Here is a 16,613-nt window from a genome sequence, read left to right as displayed (position 1 = left end):
CAATGATCACTTGCTGAGCGGGTCGCGCAGGTCGATGCTGGTGCCGGTGGCGGTGTAGCCCTCGACGGGCCGCAGCACATGGCCCGCACCGATGGTGTCGGTGGCGAAGAACGTCTCGAACAGACCCCGCGCCTCGGTCGCGGTCATCGCCTCGTTGGCCCTGATCACCATCGGCCGCCCCGCCACCTGGATCTCGACCTCGGGAGCGTCGCCGGCCACCGGCGCGCGCCCGATCACCGAACGAACCGACACGGCCCCGAACTCGTCTCCGCCGGGTCGGCAGAACTCCACCACCATCGTGTCGGTGGTCCCGGCTGCCTGCAGGTACAGCGATGTCGAGTGGTCGTCGGGTTCCCCGGCCGGTCGGCGGGCGGTCAGCACCACGGCCCAGGGGTCGGTCCCGTCCATGCTGAACAGTGGCTCGGCGAATCGATCATGGACGGCCCCGCGACGCAGCTCGATCGAGGTGCTGCGTCGCGACTCGTACAACACAGCCAGGTCGTGGGTGGGGAGCAGGCTCGCGCGGAACGCGGCGTGCGACTCCGGGCCGTCGGCGTACGCGCGCAGGTACTGCAGAACGTCGGCCTTGCCGTGCAGCGGCCCCCGTTCGCCGCGGTCGATCGCCTCCTCGACGACCCGGGCGGCATCAGCGGTGCGCTCGGCCGCCAGCAGCGCGGTGATCAGTCGTACGAGATCATGGCCCGTGACCTGGTCCGGCCCGTCCGGTTCGAGCAGTGCCGCGAAGTCGGCCACGGTCGGGTGCTGCTCGATGAACTCGGCGCGCACCCGGTCGAACTGATCAAGCACCCGATCCCAGTCGGGGTCATCGGATGCCGCGGCGTCGGACGTTCCGCGGCCGATCCGTAGTGGCCAGACCTGGAAGGCACCGTTGACCCGACGGTTCAGCCGCATCCGCGGCCCCATCTCCGCCTCGGGCATGAAAGCCGACCGCAGCACGTCGTCCACGGCGAGCGGCTTGATGAAGATCGACCAGCTGATCTGCAAGGGCCCGGAGTCGTTGCCCGGTTGGACGATCCTGGTCTCAAGGATGGTGATGTACGTGTCGTCGACGACGAACCCTGCCTCGCTGACGAACTGCATCCCGCGACGCCGGCAGGCCGGACGTCGAGAGTCCTGCCATGCCAGGACTGCTGCTGACCGTTTCGGCATGACCAAGATCATGTCACGCCGAAGGCGGTCACCCCGCCCATTCGCTGCGGAGCAGCCCGTACACCCAGGTGTCGGAGACGTCACCGTTGACGATGCAGTCCTGCCGCAACGTCCCTTCCCGGACGAATCCGAGCTTCTCGAGCACCCGGGCCGAAGCCAGATTCCGGGTGTGGTCTCCGCCTGCACCCGGTTGAGGTCGAGCGTCGCGAAGGCCCAGTCGAGCACGGCGCGAGCCGACTCCGTCGCGTACCCGCGCCCCCAGGCCGTCGGAGAGATGGCGTAGCCCAAGGAGGCGCTTCGGAAGTCTGGATTCCAACTGTTGAAGGTGCACCAGCCGATCAGGCCGGGCTCAGTGGTCCGTTCGATCGCCACCCGGACACCGCTGCCACTCTCCGACATCTGCCGGCAACTGGCGAAGAAGCGAGGGATCGCCGCGCGGTCGCTCCATGGCGGGGAGTCCCAGTAGCGCATCGCATCCGGATCGCTCTGCAAGGCGTAGAGCGCATCGGCGTCGGCGTCGATGAACGGGCGTAGGCGCAACCGCTCGGTGCCCAGGGTCGGAGTGGGGAGGGACATGGCAGCACGATGTCACGAGAGGCGGAGTTCGTCGAAGATTCGGTCGACCTCGGCCCGTTGTTCCGCCACCGTGGCCACCAGGTCCGGGTCCACCGGTTCGAAGGTGTCCACCCTCGTGTGGTTCCAGTCCGCCGACACCCGGTAGGCCACCTTGCCGCCACCTTGGTCGCGGGCCATCCCGCTGGGCCAGACGTCGACCTGCGCGCCGGCCACCCCGATCCGCCAGCCGAGTGGCTCGAGCTCGTCGCGTAGGTGGCACAGGGCTTCGAACGCGTCGTCGGCACGCGCCTCCACCCGGCCGAACTCCGCGCAGGTGATCGACACCGTCCACGTCAGGCCGTCATGTGACTCCCATGCCACCGTCGCGTCGTGACCGACACCGTTGCGACTCATCCGGATGGACTGCGGGCTGGTGATCATGAGGCCTCCTGTCGAGACGATCATGGTCTCACGCGGGTGTCGTCGAAGGTTCCGCGCAGGTGTCGTACGCGACTACGCTGGAGCGGTGACGGACCCGACGCGTGACCCGCTCGACCTCGCGTACCCGTTCCACGGTCGATGGCTGGTCCGTAACAGTCCCGCGAACCGGGTACCGAGCCACGGCACCGCGTTGTTCGGGCTCTCCCATGCGATCGACTTCGTACCGGTGGACGACGACGGGCGGTCCGCCCTCTACACGCTCACCTCGTTGCTGCGTACCGAACCGCCTTCGGCCTTCACCGGTTTCGGTCGAGCCGTGGTGTCACCGATCGACGGCGTGGTGGTCGGCACCCACACGACCGAGCCGGACCACGACTCCTTCCGGGGGCTGCCGTCGGTCGGCTACGCGTTGACGCAACGGCGACGCCTCGACAGCGGCCTGTCGGCCGTGATCGGCAACCACGTGCTCGTCGAGACCACCTGGGCCGGCGGCATCGCCGTCGTCGCCGTCTGCCACCTCCAACAGGGCAGCGTCCTGGTGTCGTCGGGCGACACGGTGCGCAGCGGCCAACCGATCGGGCGGTGCGGGAACTCCGGCAACAGCACCGAGCCGCACGTCCACCTGCACGCACTGGACAGTCGTGACCTGCTCCACTCCGCCGCCGTGCCGATCACGTTCCGCGGTGGGCTCCCCCACAACGGCGAGGTGGTCGAGGCCTGATGCCCGGCCGTCGAGTCAGCTCTCGAGGGGCATCCCGTCGTCGTTGAACACGACCCCTTCACCCTCGAGCCGTCGGCGGGTCTCCGCGTGCACGACACCACGGCGTCGGGAATCCGGCTCCAGCAGGCGGAGCAGGGTCGTCCTGGAGGTGTTCGGGTGGTGGGCAACGGTGACCCTGACGCTCCAGAATCGATCATCGGCGAAGCGGTCGAGCACCCTGGCGCTGGCGTTCGGATTCACCGCAGCCTCGTTGCGGATCGCCTGGTTGGGATCGGTGAAGAACGGCACGAAGTCATCGTCACGACCGGCGGCACGAGCCAGCCCGCGACGACGTTCCTCGTCCGCCTTCTGTTCCGGAGTCTTTCGCTTTGCCACAGGGCTTCCCCTTCTGCCAGATGTGGTGATCCTGTCTTGCGCCCACCCCTGGGCGCGTAGCCAGTAGGCTGCCACAGAACAACACCGGACCGACGTACGGAGCCAGGATGCAGAAGCTGTTCAAGGACATCGTGGCCGGTGATCTCGACGCCGTGCATGCGCGGCTGGCCAAGGACCCTGGTGCGGTCGCCCTCACCGCGACTGCCCCACCGAAGAAGTACACCGACCAGTCACCCTTGCAGGTCGCCTACCGGCACGGCCAGTTCGAGATCGCCGAACTGCTGCTGGAGCAGGGCGCTGACCCCAACTACATCGAGCACGCCGACCGCGACCCGTGGGTGATACCGGTCCTGCACCACGCGATCATGGCGGCCGTGATGCGCTCCCGGTGGCTGCGTCCCACCCGGCTCGCCCCACCTGAGGAGGCATGGACGACCCGCAACTCCGCAGAGACGGCTGACGCCGCGTTCGCCGGGCTGCAGTTGCTGCTCGAATCGGGGGCCGACATCCACGCGAAGAACTCGTACGGCGGTTCGGCGCTGGGCCGTGCCGCGATCGATGCCGCAGAGATCCTGCCCAAGGTCAAGTACAACGATCCCGACTGGGTGGACCCGAAGCCGCTGAACCCCGAGTTGATCGATGACCTCACCCGCATCTTCGATGCCCTGCTGGAACGCGGCGCGGACCCGGACGACAAGCTCAACGCCGGCGAAGACCTGTCGGTCGCCGAGTACTTCGGCAAGACGGCGGTGGCACGGTTCCTGCCTGCCGAGTCGCAGCGCTGATCGCCCCAAGGAGGTACCCGGGGCGCAGGTCCCGATGGCGGTCGCGACAACGTGTTTAATCGATGCTCGAGTTCGTTGATCGCTTCGCCGATCCGAGACATCTGGCGGATCCGGCACTGCGGTGCGCCGCCATTTGGATCGGCACCGTGCCGTCCGAGGCCGCCCTCGTCGACCACCTGTCCCCCGATGACCCTGCTGCCGGGCAATTCGCTCGGGACGCGGGCGACGCGTACGACCCGGACTTCCTCGCCAGTGAGGTCACCGAGCCCCGGCCGATCAAGGTCGTACTCGCCGAGATCGCCGACCGGCATGGCCTGACCGAGGCCCAACTGGACGACCTGGTGCACCGCTGCGAGACCCATGGCGTGACGGCGGCCAACACCACCGTCGTGCTCGGGCAACACCGCTTCGACGGAGACGCCGACGTCGCCTTCCACGACCTCGTCTTGGTCGGCAACGTCGAGTACCGGGGAGCCGGCCGAACCAGTGGCGGCAGTACGGTCCGCGCACCTGTTCGCCGGGATCACGACAGCGCCGACGCTGGCCGACCTCCGCGCGTTCGTGCACGACGGCGCCTTCGCCCAGGAGCTCGGGATGGCGTTGACCCACGTCGTGTACTACGGATACAAGCTGCGTGACGACACGCCACTACCGCCCCAGGACCTGTTCGGTCTGCCGATCGTCCGCGACCGGATCCTGCTCGAGGACTCCCTGCCAGCGGTCGAACGGGCCTGTCAGGTCCACGGGGTGGAACGGATCAACGCCTTCATCGCCGGCACCCCCGTCACCGACACCTCACTGTCCGTGGCGCCCGATGCCCGATTCGCCTCGTCGGCCAGACTGTGCCCCGTGGACGACTGCGAGACCTGCGCAACGGTCGGGGTGCCGAGCGATGGTGTGATCCCCTGGGACATCGACGCGACGACCGAGGCCCTGATCGAGAGGGTGCGCGCCGGACGGATGATCGAGCTGCGCCACGACGTACCGCTCGAGGACATGTTGGCGCTGCTGGAGTCGGAGTTGAAGTACACGATCAGCAGCTTCGTGCAGTGTGTCGACTGCGGTCGCCTTCTGTTCTGGGGCCTCTGCATCCGTGGGAACCCGATCCTGAGGTGTGCGGACCGAACCGAGGTGGATCGCTGGCCGTGGGGCTCGGTGCCGGCGCGGACGCGATGGGCGAGGCGTTGAACGGTGATGACGCCCCGATCCTCGCGGTCTGGCTGCCCTTGGCAAACGGGGATGACGACGACGCGGCCGTGCTGGGGAACTTCCGTGTCCTCGCTGCGGAGCTGTGGAGCGTTGAGAACAACATCAACCTGGCGAACATGGACTGGTGGGACTTCGCGGAGCACACCGATGACGACGGAGTCCACCGGGGCTTCGGCTGAGTGCCAGCAGATCGTCCTCGAGCCACACCTGAAGGCGCTTCGCCTGGGCAGCGTCCCGTCGGCCCAGCCGCTCGCTGTCACGTACGGGTTCCTTGAGCGCTGAGCGCGGGATCGGGCGCTCGTGCAGAGTCAACTCGTGGCGGCGCGCCCGTGGCGCCAGTAGCCGGCGAAGTCCACGTGGCGCTTCGGCACGCCTCGCTCCTGAACGAGGTGGCGGCGCGCACCGGTGGCGAGCCCGGACTCACCGATGGCGTGGGCGTGCACCGCCCCGTCGGGCAGCGTCGCCGCCTTCAACGCCCGGAGCGCGAGTTCGCCCGGTTTGTCGTACGCCCGGGACGACTCGTCACGAGGGATCCAGATGGTCTCCATGCCGGCCGGAGCCGAGATCTCCTGGCGGTCGTCGGTGGTGGGAATCTCGATGATCGCGACACCTCGTACGGACTCCGGGAGCGAGGCACAGATGCCAGCGATCGCCGGCAGCGCAGTCTCGTCACCGATCAGCAGTGTCCAGTCGTGGGGGTGGTCAGGGGTGAAGGCACTTCCCTGATCGAGGAAACCGACGCGGTCCCCGGGCTGTGCGTCGAGGGCGAACTGGACAGCGGGCCCGATCGGCGCACCCTCGTCGCCGTGCACGACGAAGTCGATGTCCACCTCACCCACGTCGGGCCGCGCGTCGCGCACCGTGTAGGCCCGCACCCACGGCCGTCGCGCCTTGGGCGTCGCCAGGTACTGCAGGTACCACCCGATCTCGTTGGTGCGGGTGGGAAGTGCCAGTACGTCCTGCCCCTGCCTGGTGAAGAACAGGCGGCACCAGTGATCAGCACCCCGCTTCTCGAGCCCGTCCAGGCCGGCGAGCGTCAGCCGGACGAAGTTGGGGCTGACACGGACGGTGCGCGCGACATCGGCCATCATGAAGCGACGGTCGGTCGGCGTGTTCTTCTTCCTACCCATTTAGGTAAGTCTACCCTTACCTGCGCTTGGCTCTCATCTGGTGTCGAGGCGCGCGGCGAGTGCGTCTGCGATCTCGTCCGCCGTCCGCGCTGCCGTGTCAAACTCCATGACCTCATCGGACCACGCGGCGTAGTCAGCGCTCCGGCGCTCAACGTCCGCCCAAGTCGGCTCACCGACGAAGACGAGACCGCGATCCCTGCCGCTGAGCCTTCGCTCATGCTCCGACACATCGGAGACCGTGAGGCACACGAACGCGATGCGTGCATCCGCTCCCGAGGCCGCCGTCCGCCAGGTCTGCCGCGCCTCTTCACTGTCGTTCACTGCATCGACGACGACATCGTGACCGAGTCGTAGATTCTGCTCCGCCATCGCACGCACCGCCTCGTACGCCGCGACGCCGACTTGCCACCCTGACGGCAGACCGCAGGCGAGGATCGCCTCCTCGACTGCGTCGACAGAAAGGTGGACCGACCCCGTGCGCCCAGCGAAGATCTCGGCGACGCTCGTCTTCCCGACCCCGGGCAGACCGGAGACGGCGACGAGGCGAACGGTCACGTGACCACCAGCGACGTTCGGATGAGGACCTCGCCCGGGTGAATCGGCTCGATCTTGTCAGTGGTAGTCAACGATCTCCACCTCCTCCGGTCCGGCGTCGCTCCACACGGGCAACGTCATTAACGCTAGACGCCAAACCGGAACTCCACCGAGTTTCGGTACGCACGGCCATCTCACAGCCCGGCGACACTACTCCGACGCGTCAGATCAGCGCGAGCGCCTCCACACGGACTGTCCGGTGAACTCGGCGATGAGGTGGAACTCCTAGTCAACAGCCAGGACCGACAGGCCAACCATCTCCGCTGTCGCTGCGATGAGCAGATCCGAGATGGACCGACCGACCGACGGACCGGCGGGCCGCCGCAGGCCGCCCCGACCTCGCATCCGGTGCCGTCTCATCACCGCGTTGTCCGCGCCGCCCGGTAACTGGACGTGGTGCCAGACTTATACTCGTTTCGATACTCATCCACGTGAGTGAGAGGACAGTCGATGCAGGTGCTCTTCAAAGCTATCGTCTCCGGCGATGTCGACAAAGTCAGGGAGCGACTGGAGAAGGACCCCGACGCCGCGAACTTGGTCGCCACCGCTCCGCCGAAGCAGTTCGCCGGCATGTCTCCGCTTCAGGTGTGCTATCACAAGGGAGCGTACGAGATCGCGGCACTGCTCCTCGATCACGGTGCCGACCCGAACTTCTGCGACCTCAACCCCTTCGACAAGTTTGGAATGCCTGTGCTCCACAGCGCGATAGGTGCCGCGGTCGCGAATTCACGCCGGATACGACGGACAGGACCTCCCCATCACGATCCAGAGTGGGAACTTGCGAAAACGGCCGAAAGGGCCGACGCCGCGTTCAATGCGCTCCGGCGTCTCCTCGACGCCGGAGCGGACATCGCGGCAACGAACACCCATGGCGGCTCGGCGCTGGGATTCGCCGCGAGCCAAGCACGGCAGTTCCTGCCGCGCTGCAAGTATGGCGATCCCGAGTGGGTCGACCCGAAGCCCCTGAACGACGAGCTCGTAGACGACCTCAACCGGATCTTCGATCTCCTGCTGGCGAACGGGGCCGACCCTGCGTTCGTTGAGCCGCCGTTCGGCAAGCCGCTGGCTGAGTGCTACGCCGCCGAACCCGTCGGCCGGTTCCTGGCACGATCCGCATCGACGAGGACCAGCGACATGCACAGGTAGAAAATGAGGACCGGCCCTTGACCTACCGAAGTAGGCGAAACCGGTGGTAACTGTTCCACAGTTACCCGGCCGCCGAGGCGCTCGCAACAGCGCGACGTGCGCGCATCTCGCCCCCGAAATGTCAGTTCGAAAATCTGAACTCCACCGAATTACGGCACGGGGAGTCATTACCGGATGGCCGACGATTCCCCCTCGCCCGTCGTGCCATCGCTGCCCCTAAGCACGATCTCACCGAGTCGCGCGCCGAAACCCGCACATAGCACGTGAGCCTGCGCCAAGGGGATCCAACGACACGTCCAACGCTGCGGGAGTCCGCCGCCCGATGGGCTGGGCTCACCTGCGCTCCACTGCTCTTCGAGATCCGCGTCCAAGGCAGCCAGTTGAAAGAAGTGCCGTTCGTGAATCTCGGGCTTCGATGGCCAGAGGTCATACCGCTCGACTCCTAGTGCCCGGACGACACGAGTCTGGAGGTTCGTCTCCTCAAGGACCTCGCGCACTGCCGCGGTCTCCGGCACCTCCCCGTCCTCGATGGTGCCTGCCGGAACTTGGACACCCACGAACTCAAGCGGGATGTCGACAACCCGCCCCGGGAGCGGCCGACCGCAAGATCAGGCGGCTCGACGCCCGGATTCGTGTAATTCGATCCAGCCCCCTGTGAGGCGCGTGGCGTTCGTCGCGTGCTGATGCGCCCGAGCGATCGTGGAGTCCACCGACAGCGACCAGTCCACCAGGCCTTCCGCGTCCGCGGCGGCGGTCAGCGTCGCGAGCACCCGGTCCCAGGTCCCGTCCACCGCCATCCGATGGTGCCAGGTCCACACCGTTTGCCACGGTCCGAACACCTCCGGCAAGTCCCGCCACGCGATCCCGCACCGATACCGGTAGACGATGGCCTCGACCATCGTCCTCGCATCCGAGAACGGCCGCCCCTCACGCCCCGTGGGACGCGGCAGCATCTCCTCGATCAACGACCACTGAGCATCAGACAACATTTGAAACCGCGACACCCGTTCAGACTCTCAGCGCGCCGTGGATCCATTTGTAAGACACGCCCTAGGCACGGCCGACGCCGAAGCACCTCTTTGCCGCCAGATGTCAGTTCGAGAATCTAAATTCCACGACGTCGCCGTCCGCCATCACGTACTCCTTGCCCTCGAGGCGTACCTTGCCAGCGGCCTTCGCAGCGTTCATGGACCCCGCAGCCACCAGATCGTCGAACGAGACGACCTCGGCCTTGATGAAGCCCTTCTCGAAGTCGGTGTGGATGACGCCTGCCGCCTGCGGTGCGGTCCACCCCTTGTGGATGGTCCAGCCGCGGGCCTCCTTCGGCCCGGCGGTCAGGTAGGACTGCAGCCCGAGGGTGTCGTAGCCGACCCGGGCCAGGACGTCCAGGCCGGGCTCGTCGACGCCGAGATCGGCCAAGAACTCGGCTGCGTCGTCGGGTTCCATCTCCGACAGCTCCGACTCGATCTTGGCGTCGAGGAAGATGGCTTCGGCCGGTGCGACCAGGTCACGCATCCGCTGCTTGAGGTCGTCGTCGGCGAGCTCGTCGGAGTCGCAGTTGAACACGTACAGGAACGGCTTGGCGGTCAGCAGGAACAGCTCGCGCAGCGGCTCGCGATCGAGCCCCGCGGCGAACACGCCCTTGCCGGACTCCAGCACCGACTGGGCCTGCTTGACGGCCTCGACGCCGGCCTGCTTGTCCTTGTTGATGCGGGCTTCCTTCTCCAACCGGGGTAGCGCCTTCTCGATCGTCTGCAGGTCGGCCAGGATCAACTCCGTGCTGATCGTCTCCATGTCGCTGGCGGGGTTCACTCCCCCGTCGACGTGTGTCACGTCCGGATCGTCGAACACCCGGGTGACCTGACAGATCGCGTCCGCCTCGCGAATGTGGGACAAGAAGGCGTTGCCCATCCCCTCGCCCTGACTCGCGCCCTTCACGATGCCCGCGATGTCGACGAAGCTGACCGTGGCCGGCACGATCCGTTCGCTGCTGAAGATCTCGGCCAGTACGGGCAGTCGCGGGTCAGGCACCCCGACCACCCCGACGTTCGGCTCGATCGTCGCGAACGGGTAGTTCGCCGCGAGCACGTCGTTGCGGGTCAGAGCATTGAACAGGGTCGACTTGCCGGCGTTGGGCAGGCCGACGATACCGATGGTGAGCGCCACATCGGCCAACCCTACGTGGCAGGCGGTGGTGGCGGCGAACCGAGAGGATCCGCGTCGCAGCTGGCAGTGAACGACGTGCCGGGCGCTGGCAGTCCGGAGTGGACCGGACGAGCGGTAAAATTTCGCCTTGCTGCCCCACGTGCGTGCGGCTCCCACCATCACCATTCACTCAGGAGATCACCTGATGCGTCGCACCCTGTTCGCCGGAATCGCCCTCGTCCTGACCGCTGGCCTTGCCGCCTGTTCCGGGGATTCCGGCCCGAGCGAATCCGCTCCGTCGACCGTCTCGCATGGACCGGCCAGCTCGGCCCCGGCCTCGTCGGCCTCGACCGAGGCGTCGACGGCGCCATCGACGAGTGAGTCGAGCACCGGCTCGGGTACGGAATCGGGTGGCGAGGGACTGCCGGCCGGGTTCAAGCCGGCCGAGGTGAGCGTCACCGTCGGCGGCGAGGCGATCGACTTCAGTGACATCACGGTCGGCTGCAACGTCACGGCTGGGGTCACCACGTTCGTCACCCCGGACACCAGCGGCACCTCCCTGGTGATGCGGCTGTCCAGCGGCAACATCGAGCAGTTCCTGCTCAACGCCCCGAACAGCGCCATCCTGAACGGCGACGGCCTGACCGCATCCGAGGCCGATGGCACCTGGACCATCACCGGGACCGGGAGCAACGCCAAGGACGGGATGAAGCAGGCGAACGTCGAGGTCACCGCCAGCTGCCCCGCGTGACCCGAGAGGTCATCGACAACGCGCCGGAGCACCGTGGCTGAGGTGCCTGAACCCAGGGACCGTGGCCTACCGGGTCAGCCCTGATCCACAGCCTCCAGGTGATCCGGTCGGGTGTCGACCAGGTGCTGCTGGTACTCCTCGTGTCGCTCGACCCAACGCTTCACGTATGAGCAGACCGCCACGATCTTGCGCCCCTCGGCGACGGTCGCGTCGAGGGCAGCCCGGACCAGCGTCGAGGCCAGGCCCCTGCCTCCGTACGCCTCGTCCACCTCGGTGTGCGGGAAGATCCGTTCCTGCGTACCGTCGGCCGACGTGACGTCGACGAAGTCGGCGAACCCGACCGGGGTGCCCGAGTCGTCGACGTGGATCTCGAAGCGGGGTTCGGTACCGCGACTCACCCGCGGGTGGTCGAGGTCGGGCGTGGGCGCCTGATCATCGGACATGGTGCGGGCTCCTTCGCGGTTGGGCGGTCGATCAACGGAGGGTCTTCACGGCCCCGGCCAGGGCGACCAGTTGATCAAGGGCACCGTTCAGGGCGTCGACGTACATCGCGTCCGGGTCGAACACCCCGTCAGACCAGTCGTCGAAGGTGGACATCGACACCTGCGCTCGCGTCGAGTACAGCAGGGCGTTCGCGGTGATCGTCCGCCACTGCTCGACGGCGCGCACCCCCTTGTCGGCTCCGTAGGACACGTACGTGATCGCCTTGTTGTTCCACTCCGGATAGATGACGTCGACTGCGTTCTTCAGCGCCGCCGGCACACCGTGGTTGTACTCCGGGGTGACGAACACGAAGGCGTCGAGGGCGTCGATCTTCTTGCTCCACGCGGTGGTCTGCGGGCTCTCGTACTGCCGGTTGGCCGCACCCGGCACGATCGGCTCGTCCAACAGCTCCAACTGGAACGACTCGAGGTCGACCAGCTCGTACTCGGCGTCGTCGCGGGCGCTCGCGATCTCGTGGACCCACTGTCCGACGGCGGCGCCTCGACGCTCCGGCCGAGTGCTGCCGATGATGATGCCGATCTTCATACGGGCCTCCTCAGGCTTGGGTGTACAGCACCAACCCTAAGCCCATGGCCGCGGTGGCGGCACCACCACGGGGTGACCACGGTCGGGTCACGGCACCAGGTGGTAGCTGGCCTCCAACGCACGCGACAGCTGGTACGGATCGTCCGCCCCGGCCAGCTCCCGTGCCGAGTGCATCGACAGCAACGCGATCCCCACGTCCACGGTGGTGATCCCCAACCGGGTCGCGGTCAGTGGGCCGATGGTCGACCCGCACGGCATGTCGTTGTTGGAGACGAACGGCTGGGTCTCCACCCCGACCGCCCGGCAGGCCCGACGCCACAGTGCCGTTCCGACCGCGTCCGTGGCGTAGCGCTGGTTGGCGTTGAGCTTGAGCAGCGGGCCACGGTTGGGCAGCGGATGGTGCGTCGGGTCGTGGTGACCGGCGTAGTTGGGGTGAACCGCGTGACCGGTGTCGGCGGACACGCAGAACGAGCGCGCGAGCATCTGGCGGTACTGCTCAGCGGTCGCCCCCACCGAGGTCGCGATGCGATTGAGTACGTCCTCCAGGATCGGACCGGCAGCCCCGGAGCGACTGCCCGAGCCGATCTCCTCGTGGTCGAAGGCTGCCAGCACCGTGATCGACTCGGAGTCGACGGCGTTGATCAACGCGACCAGGCCGGCGTGGACGCTGCTCAGGTTGTCGAGCCGACCACACGCCAAGAACTCGTCGGCACCGCCGAACACCTGCCCCGGTTGGGTGTCGTAGGCGACCACGTCGTGACCCAGAACGTCACCCAGGGATGTCTCTGCGGTGCTCGCGAGGTGGGTCAGCACGTCCACCCCGGCGGCGAGCCCCCACACCGGTTGGGTGTGGGCCTGCTTCGACAGCGTCAACCCGTTGTCGTTGACTCCCCGGTCGAGGTGGATCGCCAACTGCGGGATCCGCATGATCGGCCCCGTCCGCACCAGGTGGGAGACCCCGTCGGCGGTCACCAGTCGACCCGCCAGCCCCAACTCACGATCCAGCCACGAGTTGAGCAGCGGGCCGCCGTACACCTCCACCGCAACCTGCCGCCAGCCCTGTGCCGCCGCCGCCGGATCGGGCTTCAGCTTGAACGACGGCGAGTCGGTGTGCGTACCGACGATCATGAAGCGGTCCTCCGGCGACGCCGTCGTCGGGATTCGCCACGCCACAAGGGATCCGTCGCGAATCACGAAGTGTCCGCCGGGCTCACCGGAGAACGGCTCGGCCTCCGACTGCTCGGTGAACCCGGCCGCGACCAACCGGCGAGCTCCCTCGGCTGCGGCGTGGTACGACGACGGCGATGCCGCAACGAAGTCGATCAGGTCAGCAACATGAGTTCTGGCAGGCGTTGACATGGGGCCAGTCAATCACCCCGACACGGCGACCGGCGCAACACCGGCTTCCGCTTCCGCAGCGTAGGCACGGAAGGCAGCGACGTGGGCGTGCTCGGCGCCGTTGGTCGCGTGCACCCGAAGCCGTACGGCGTCGGTGGTGATCGTCTCGGCCAACCGATGGCGGTTGTGCCGGTGCCGGTTGCCGCGCACCTCGACCACCGGGTGCCAGTCTTCGCCGATGCGCGCCTCGATGTCGTAGTCGCGTACGAGCGTCGGCATCACCTCGTGCGGCGTGCGGTGGTGGTGCAGGTTGATCAGGTCGATCTGCACGTCGTCGTCCAGCACCAGCTGCAGTTCCCCGATCGTGACAGCGTGGTCCCAGCTCAGCTGCAGCTCCGGGACGGGGTCGGTCCCCAGGTCGGCCGAAGCCCACATCTGCGGCCCCCCGTACGGCCTGGCGTAACCGCCGATCACGTGCTCGGGGGCGAACGAGTCGATCGGGTCGACCATCCGGAACACCGCACCGGACTGCTCCAGGATCGGCTTCCACTCCCGGAACTGTTCACTCCACTCCTGCTCCGAGGCGAGCACCCGGCGGGTGAACACGACCACCCCGGGCACCGGCCGATCGGCCAGCCAGGCACGCAGTCCGGGGTGGGCCTCGATGATCAGGAACAGGTTGCCGGACTCGCCTGCCTCGGTGTCCACGTCGACCGCGACCCACTGCTTGTCGCCTGCGGACACCGGCACCTCGACGGTTCGGCGCCGTTCGGCGGGCAGGTGGTTGCGGGCCGAGTCGGAATCGTGGACGTGGACCGTGATCACCATGTCCTCGGGCACGTCGAGCAGCAGTTCGACCCGCCCCAGCCTCGGGCTGGCCGGCATGATCAACGCCAGGTCGGTGGTGAGCTCGAGGGTCTCCCCCGACGGGTCGGCGTCCAGCACCGTACGGGTCGACGAGGCGGTCACCGTCGCGGTGCGGGCGAGGTCGGTGGGGTCGTCGTTGCGGACCGCGGTGGCCGACGTGTCGTTGCGGATCATCGCGTAGCGCATCAGCTCGAAACGTTCCCCGGCCAACTCCCGCGGGGTGATGCCGGCACTCAGTGCGGTCGCCGCGCCGAGCCCGGCGGCCTCGCCGATGGTGGCGCAGGTGGCCATCACCCGGGTACTGCCGAAGGCGACGTGGGAGGCGGAGATGTTGCGGCCGGCGACCCACATGTTCTCCACGTTGCGGGAGTACAGCGAACGCAACGGGATGTCGTACGTGCCGGGCGAGAACCAGTGCTTGGAGCCGTGCTCGGTGGCGTACACCCCGCCCGGTGGGTGCAGGTCGATCGACCAGCCGCCGAAGGTGACGGCGTCGTCGTGGTCGGTCTGGTCGAGGATGTCGTGCTGGGTCATCACGTAGTCACCGGTGAAGCGGCGGTACTCCCGCTTGCCGGGAACGCTGCCGACCCATTCCAGGGTGAGGTTCTCGACGTCGGTGAACTCGCCGGAGTTCTTGATGTGGTCCCAGATCCCGTACACCACGGCCTGCAGTTCGTCGCGGATCCGCTCGTTGTCGTCGACGACGTCGAGCTCGCCGCCCCATTCGATCCACCAGTAGGCACAGCCCTTGGCGCGGGAGTTGATCACCCGGTGCTCGGGGATGGAGGTCTGGGCGATGTCGACCGCGAAGCTGGGTGGGATGAACGGCGACGGTTCGCCGGCATCCTTGGTGTAGAAGAGAATCGTCGACCCGAGGGTGTTGCCGTCCGGCACCTCGGGTGCCCACGATTCGCGGTAGGTGTCGTACGACTCCCGTCCGACCATGTGCTCGGCACCGGCGAGCATCCCGACCAGGCCATCACCACTGCAGTCGATGAAGACGTCCGAGCGGAAGGTGATCACCTTCTCCGAGCCCAGCTGCCAGCCGGTGACGGAGTTGATCCTGCGCCCACCGGCGTCGGTGTCGTCGGCGTCGACCTGCCGGACGTCGGTGTTCAACCACAACGTGATGTTGGGCTCGGCCCGGACCCACTCCAACAGCACCAGGTCCCAGTAGTAGGGGTTGCCCTCGGCGTTGCGGTACTGGTTCTCCAGCCACAGCTCCCCCATCACGCCGGTCTCCCGGGCCCACTGGTGGGCACCGTGGGCGGTCGCCCCGCAGACCCAGACGCGCACCTCCGACGAGGAGTTGCCGCCCAGCACGGGACGGTTCTGCACCAACGCCACGCGGTGGCCCTGTCGGGCGGCGGTGATCGCGGCGCAGATGCCGGCGAGGCCACCACCGATGACGGTGATGTCGGCCTCGGACTCAATGGTGCGCATGGACGGATTCCTCCTGGTGTGGGTGTTTCCCGGTCGTACGTGCTGAGGTGCGGTTGGTCGGTCGTGTGGTGGGTCCGGCCGTTGCCAGGGCGGCTTCGACGCGGTTGGCGGCAGCGACGAGCTCGGTGCGCAGGAAGGTGTGGTCCAGCCCGGCCTCGCCCGACATCGCGACCGTCAGCGGATGGCCTTCCCAGTCGGCGATCCGGGTTGCGCCGGACACCGAGTCGCCGATCCAGCCCTCGAGCACCAATGCCCCCCGACGGAGGTGCCGGCGGGCCCAGGTCAGTGCTGCGGTCTCGTCGGCCGGAAGGCGGGGGCCGCCCTGCCAGCCGTACACCTCGCGCGAACGCGCGAGGATGGCGTGGGCCCGGTCGTCGGGCAGGTCGACGAGGAAGCGCATCGCGGCCGAGGACTGGTGCATCGGGAACGAGTGGCTCGTCACGGTCTCGGTCCCGACGCGGCTGCGCACCAGGTAGGTCAGCTCGTCGCGGAAGAGCAGACAGAGGTTGACGCCGAGCTCCGGATGTTCGGCGGCGATCTCCTCGATGACGGGACGGGCGACGGTGATCACCGGGAACGATCGGGCGGCGCGGACCAGTCGCAGCACCCCGAAGTCGGGCACCGTGCCACCGGGCACCCGGCGGACGTAGCCGGCCCGGACGAGGGTGGCGAGGATCCTCGACACCGAGCTCTCGTGCAGCCCCATCCGCCCGGCCAGCACCCCGCCGGTCAGCGGGCCGTCGGCCTCCACCAGCATGGAGAGGATCTCCAGCCCACGCTCCAGTGCCTGCACCCGGGAACCGGGCGCGGGTTCCCCGGTCGCACGGATCGTTGAGGCAGGCACGGGTGCCAGTCTTGCGTATGACGCAAGATTTGTGAAGTTGTCCGACCACGGTTCGGACCCCGCACGGTGC

21 protein-coding genes and 1 pseudogene are annotated in these 16,613 nt (G+C 67.7%); 7 read left to right on the top strand and 15 right to left on the bottom strand.

What is annotated here, in order from left to right; translation table 11 throughout:
* Positions 1 to 6: 6 nt before the first annotated feature.
* From ACQBAU_RS05195 to ACQBAU_RS05180, 4 genes and pseudogenes are all read right to left on the bottom strand, one after another.
* On the bottom strand, positions 7 to 1,170 hold the full coding sequence (locus ACQBAU_RS05195) for a hypothetical protein (RefSeq protein WP_434549979.1): 1,164 nt from the start codon (positions 1,168 to 1,170) through the stop codon (positions 7 to 9).
* Between the two features lie 28 nt (positions 1,171 to 1,198).
* Positions 1,199 to 1,315 carry a GNAT family N-acetyltransferase gene (locus ACQBAU_RS05190; protein ID WP_465255390.1) on the bottom strand — a complete coding sequence of 39 codons (117 nt, stop codon included), beginning with the start codon at positions 1,313 to 1,315 and terminating at the stop codon, positions 1,199 to 1,201.
* An 80-nt stretch (positions 1,316 to 1,395) separates the two neighbouring features.
* Positions 1,396 to 1,746: pseudogene (locus ACQBAU_RS05185) on the bottom strand (GNAT family N-acetyltransferase); the annotation flags it as partial.
* A gap of 12 nt (positions 1,747 to 1,758) precedes the next feature.
* Positions 1,759 to 2,166, bottom strand: a complete 408-nt coding sequence (locus ACQBAU_RS05180; RefSeq protein WP_465254938.1) for a hypothetical protein — start codon at positions 2,164 to 2,166, stop codon at positions 1,759 to 1,761.
* A gap of 85 nt (positions 2,167 to 2,251) precedes the next feature.
* On the opposite strand from ACQBAU_RS05180, the gene ACQBAU_RS05175 reads away from it, so the two are divergent.
* Entirely contained in the window at positions 2,252 to 2,887 is a 636-nt protein-coding gene (locus ACQBAU_RS05175) for a peptidoglycan DD-metalloendopeptidase family protein (protein ID WP_465254939.1), read from the top strand.
* A 15-nt stretch (positions 2,888 to 2,902) separates the two neighbouring features.
* Here ACQBAU_RS05175 and ACQBAU_RS05170 read toward each other — a convergent pair whose 3' ends face one another.
* A complete protein-coding gene (locus ACQBAU_RS05170; protein WP_465254940.1) occupies positions 2,903 to 3,262 on the bottom strand; it encodes a hypothetical protein in 360 nt (119 codons plus the stop codon).
* A 107-nt stretch (positions 3,263 to 3,369) separates the two neighbouring features.
* Here ACQBAU_RS05170 and ACQBAU_RS05165 point away from each other — a divergent pair, with 107 nt between their 5' ends.
* The 4 genes from ACQBAU_RS05165 (at position 3,370) to ACQBAU_RS05150 (ending at position 5,435) form a co-directional block, all read left to right on the top strand.
* Positions 3,370 to 4,047, top strand: a complete 678-nt coding sequence (locus tag ACQBAU_RS05165) for a hypothetical protein (RefSeq protein WP_434549974.1) — start codon at positions 3,370 to 3,372, stop codon at positions 4,045 to 4,047.
* Positions 4,048 to 4,109: 62 nt separating this feature from the next.
* Positions 4,110 to 4,685: a hypothetical protein gene (locus ACQBAU_RS05160; RefSeq protein ID WP_465259464.1), complete on the top strand. Its 576-nt coding sequence runs from the start codon at positions 4,110 to 4,112 to the stop codon at positions 4,683 to 4,685.
* On the top strand, positions 4,642 to 5,235 hold the full coding sequence (locus ACQBAU_RS05155) for a hypothetical protein (RefSeq protein WP_465259463.1): 594 nt from the start codon (positions 4,642 to 4,644) through the stop codon (positions 5,233 to 5,235). The genes ACQBAU_RS05160 and ACQBAU_RS05155 overlap by 44 nt, the downstream gene beginning before the upstream one ends.
* Positions 5,220 to 5,435, top strand: coding sequence for a DUF6924 domain-containing protein (locus ACQBAU_RS05150; RefSeq protein ID WP_434549971.1), 216 nt, complete (start codon positions 5,220 to 5,222; stop codon positions 5,433 to 5,435). Before ACQBAU_RS05155 ends, ACQBAU_RS05150 begins: the two co-directional genes overlap by 16 nt.
* A 129-nt stretch (positions 5,436 to 5,564) precedes the next feature.
* On the opposite strand, the gene ACQBAU_RS05145 is transcribed toward ACQBAU_RS05150, so the two are convergent.
* Both ACQBAU_RS05145 and ACQBAU_RS05140 read right to left on the bottom strand, forming a co-directional pair.
* Entirely contained in the window at positions 5,565 to 6,386 is an 822-nt protein-coding gene (locus ACQBAU_RS05145) for a siderophore-interacting protein (RefSeq protein WP_465254942.1), read from the bottom strand.
* 33 nt (positions 6,387 to 6,419) lie between these two features.
* Positions 6,420 to 6,941 carry a P-loop nucleotide/nucleoside kinase family protein gene (locus tag ACQBAU_RS05140; RefSeq protein WP_465254943.1) on the bottom strand — a complete coding sequence of 174 codons (522 nt, stop codon included), beginning with the start codon at positions 6,939 to 6,941 and terminating at the stop codon, positions 6,420 to 6,422.
* Between the two features lie 489 nt (positions 6,942 to 7,430).
* On the opposite strand from ACQBAU_RS05140, the gene ACQBAU_RS05135 reads away from it, so the two are divergent.
* Positions 7,431 to 8,126, top strand: coding sequence for an ankyrin repeat domain-containing protein (locus tag ACQBAU_RS05135; RefSeq protein ID WP_465254944.1), 696 nt, complete (start codon positions 7,431 to 7,433; stop codon positions 8,124 to 8,126).
* Between the two features lie 167 nt (positions 8,127 to 8,293).
* Here the strand turns inward: ACQBAU_RS05135 and ACQBAU_RS05130 are convergent, their stop codons facing one another.
* From ACQBAU_RS05130 to ychF, 3 genes are all read right to left on the bottom strand, one after another.
* On the bottom strand, positions 8,294 to 8,623 hold the full coding sequence (locus ACQBAU_RS05130) for an NUDIX hydrolase (protein WP_465259495.1): 330 nt from the start codon (positions 8,621 to 8,623) through the stop codon (positions 8,294 to 8,296).
* 111 nt (positions 8,624 to 8,734) lie between these two features.
* Entirely contained in the window at positions 8,735 to 9,079 is a 345-nt protein-coding gene (locus ACQBAU_RS05125; RefSeq protein WP_465259494.1) for a transposase, read from the bottom strand.
* 139 nt (positions 9,080 to 9,218) lie between these two features.
* Positions 9,219 to 10,292 carry a redox-regulated ATPase YchF gene (ychF, locus tag ACQBAU_RS05120; protein WP_465254947.1) on the bottom strand — a complete coding sequence of 358 codons (1,074 nt, stop codon included), beginning with the start codon at positions 10,290 to 10,292 and terminating at the stop codon, positions 9,219 to 9,221.
* A 184-nt stretch (positions 10,293 to 10,476) separates the two neighbouring features.
* Here ychF and ACQBAU_RS05115 point away from each other — a divergent pair, with 184 nt between their 5' ends.
* The gene (locus ACQBAU_RS05115) at positions 10,477 to 11,022 is read left to right on the top strand and encodes a lipoprotein LpqH (RefSeq protein ID WP_465254948.1); all 546 of its coding nucleotides are present in this window, start codon (positions 10,477 to 10,479) and stop codon (positions 11,020 to 11,022) included.
* A gap of 74 nt (positions 11,023 to 11,096) precedes the next feature.
* On the opposite strand, the gene ACQBAU_RS05110 is transcribed toward ACQBAU_RS05115, so the two are convergent.
* The 5 genes from ACQBAU_RS05110 to ACQBAU_RS05090 all read right to left on the bottom strand — a co-directional run bounded on the left by ACQBAU_RS05110 (position 11,097) and on the right by ACQBAU_RS05090 (position 16,543).
* On the bottom strand, positions 11,097 to 11,465 hold the full coding sequence (locus ACQBAU_RS05110) for a GNAT family N-acetyltransferase (RefSeq protein ID WP_465254949.1): 369 nt from the start codon (positions 11,463 to 11,465) through the stop codon (positions 11,097 to 11,099).
* A gap of 31 nt (positions 11,466 to 11,496) precedes the next feature.
* Positions 11,497 to 12,051 carry an NADPH-dependent FMN reductase gene (locus ACQBAU_RS05105; RefSeq protein ID WP_465254950.1) on the bottom strand — a complete coding sequence of 185 codons (555 nt, stop codon included), beginning with the start codon at positions 12,049 to 12,051 and terminating at the stop codon, positions 11,497 to 11,499.
* A gap of 87 nt (positions 12,052 to 12,138) precedes the next feature.
* Positions 12,139 to 13,410: a M18 family aminopeptidase gene (locus ACQBAU_RS05100; protein WP_465254951.1), complete on the bottom strand. Its 1,272-nt coding sequence runs from the start codon at positions 13,408 to 13,410 to the stop codon at positions 12,139 to 12,141.
* A 12-nt stretch (positions 13,411 to 13,422) separates the two neighbouring features.
* Positions 13,423 to 15,699 carry an FAD-dependent oxidoreductase gene (locus ACQBAU_RS05095; protein ID WP_465254952.1) on the bottom strand — a complete coding sequence of 759 codons (2,277 nt, stop codon included), beginning with the start codon at positions 15,697 to 15,699 and terminating at the stop codon, positions 13,423 to 13,425.
* Positions 15,686 to 16,543, bottom strand: a complete 858-nt coding sequence (locus ACQBAU_RS05090) for a helix-turn-helix domain-containing protein (RefSeq protein WP_434549956.1) — start codon at positions 16,541 to 16,543, stop codon at positions 15,686 to 15,688. Before ACQBAU_RS05090 ends, ACQBAU_RS05095 begins: the two co-directional genes overlap by 14 nt.
* Positions 16,544 to 16,613: the final 70 nt, after the last annotated feature.

Source organism: Carbonicoccus niuqiaonis (genome assembly GCF_050157065.1).
Lineage (GTDB): Bacteria > Actinomycetota > Actinomycetes > Propionibacteriales > Propionibacteriaceae > Avipropionibacterium.
The sequence above is the reverse complement of the archived record's forward strand: the minus strand, read 5'-3'. Positions and strand labels throughout refer to the sequence as shown.

What these genes read in the sequence shown, in the direction of transcription:
- ACQBAU_RS05125 (WP_465259494.1), bottom strand. Translation starts at nt 9,079, where the DNA reads ATGCTGCCGCGTCCCACGGGGCGTGAGGGGCGGCCGTTCTCGGATGCG.
- ACQBAU_RS05165 (WP_434549974.1), top strand. Translation starts at nt 3,370, where the DNA reads ATGCAGAAGCTGTTCAAGGACATCGTGGCCGGTGATCTCGACGCCGTG.
- ACQBAU_RS05145 (WP_465254942.1), bottom strand. Translation starts at nt 6,386, where the DNA reads ATGGGTAGGAAGAAGAACACGCCGACCGACCGTCGCTTCATGATGGCC.
- ACQBAU_RS05115 (WP_465254948.1), top strand. Translation starts at nt 10,477, where the DNA reads ATGCGTCGCACCCTGTTCGCCGGAATCGCCCTCGTCCTGACCGCTGGC.
- ACQBAU_RS05135 (WP_465254944.1), top strand. Translation starts at nt 7,431, where the DNA reads ATGCAGGTGCTCTTCAAAGCTATCGTCTCCGGCGATGTCGACAAAGTC.
- ACQBAU_RS05195 (WP_434549979.1), bottom strand. Translation starts at nt 1,170, where the DNA reads ATGCCGAAACGGTCAGCAGCAGTCCTGGCATGGCAGGACTCTCGACGT.
- ACQBAU_RS05180 (WP_465254938.1), bottom strand. Translation starts at nt 2,166, where the DNA reads ATGATCACCAGCCCGCAGTCCATCCGGATGAGTCGCAACGGTGTCGGT.
- ACQBAU_RS05095 (WP_465254952.1), bottom strand. Translation starts at nt 15,699, where the DNA reads ATGCGCACCATTGAGTCCGAGGCCGACATCACCGTCATCGGTGGTGGC.
- ACQBAU_RS05150 (WP_434549971.1), top strand. Translation starts at nt 5,220, where the DNA reads ATGGGCGAGGCGTTGAACGGTGATGACGCCCCGATCCTCGCGGTCTGG.
- ACQBAU_RS05105 (WP_465254950.1), bottom strand. Translation starts at nt 12,051, where the DNA reads ATGAAGATCGGCATCATCATCGGCAGCACTCGGCCGGAGCGTCGAGGC.
- ACQBAU_RS05100 (WP_465254951.1), bottom strand. Translation starts at nt 13,410, where the DNA reads ATGTCAACGCCTGCCAGAACTCATGTTGCTGACCTGATCGACTTCGTT.
- ACQBAU_RS05160 (WP_465259464.1), top strand. Translation starts at nt 4,110, where the DNA reads ATGCTCGAGTTCGTTGATCGCTTCGCCGATCCGAGACATCTGGCGGAT.
- ACQBAU_RS05110 (WP_465254949.1), bottom strand. Translation starts at nt 11,465, where the DNA reads ATGTCCGATGATCAGGCGCCCACGCCCGACCTCGACCACCCGCGGGTG.
- ACQBAU_RS05155 (WP_465259463.1), top strand. Translation starts at nt 4,642, where the DNA reads ATGGCGTTGACCCACGTCGTGTACTACGGATACAAGCTGCGTGACGAC.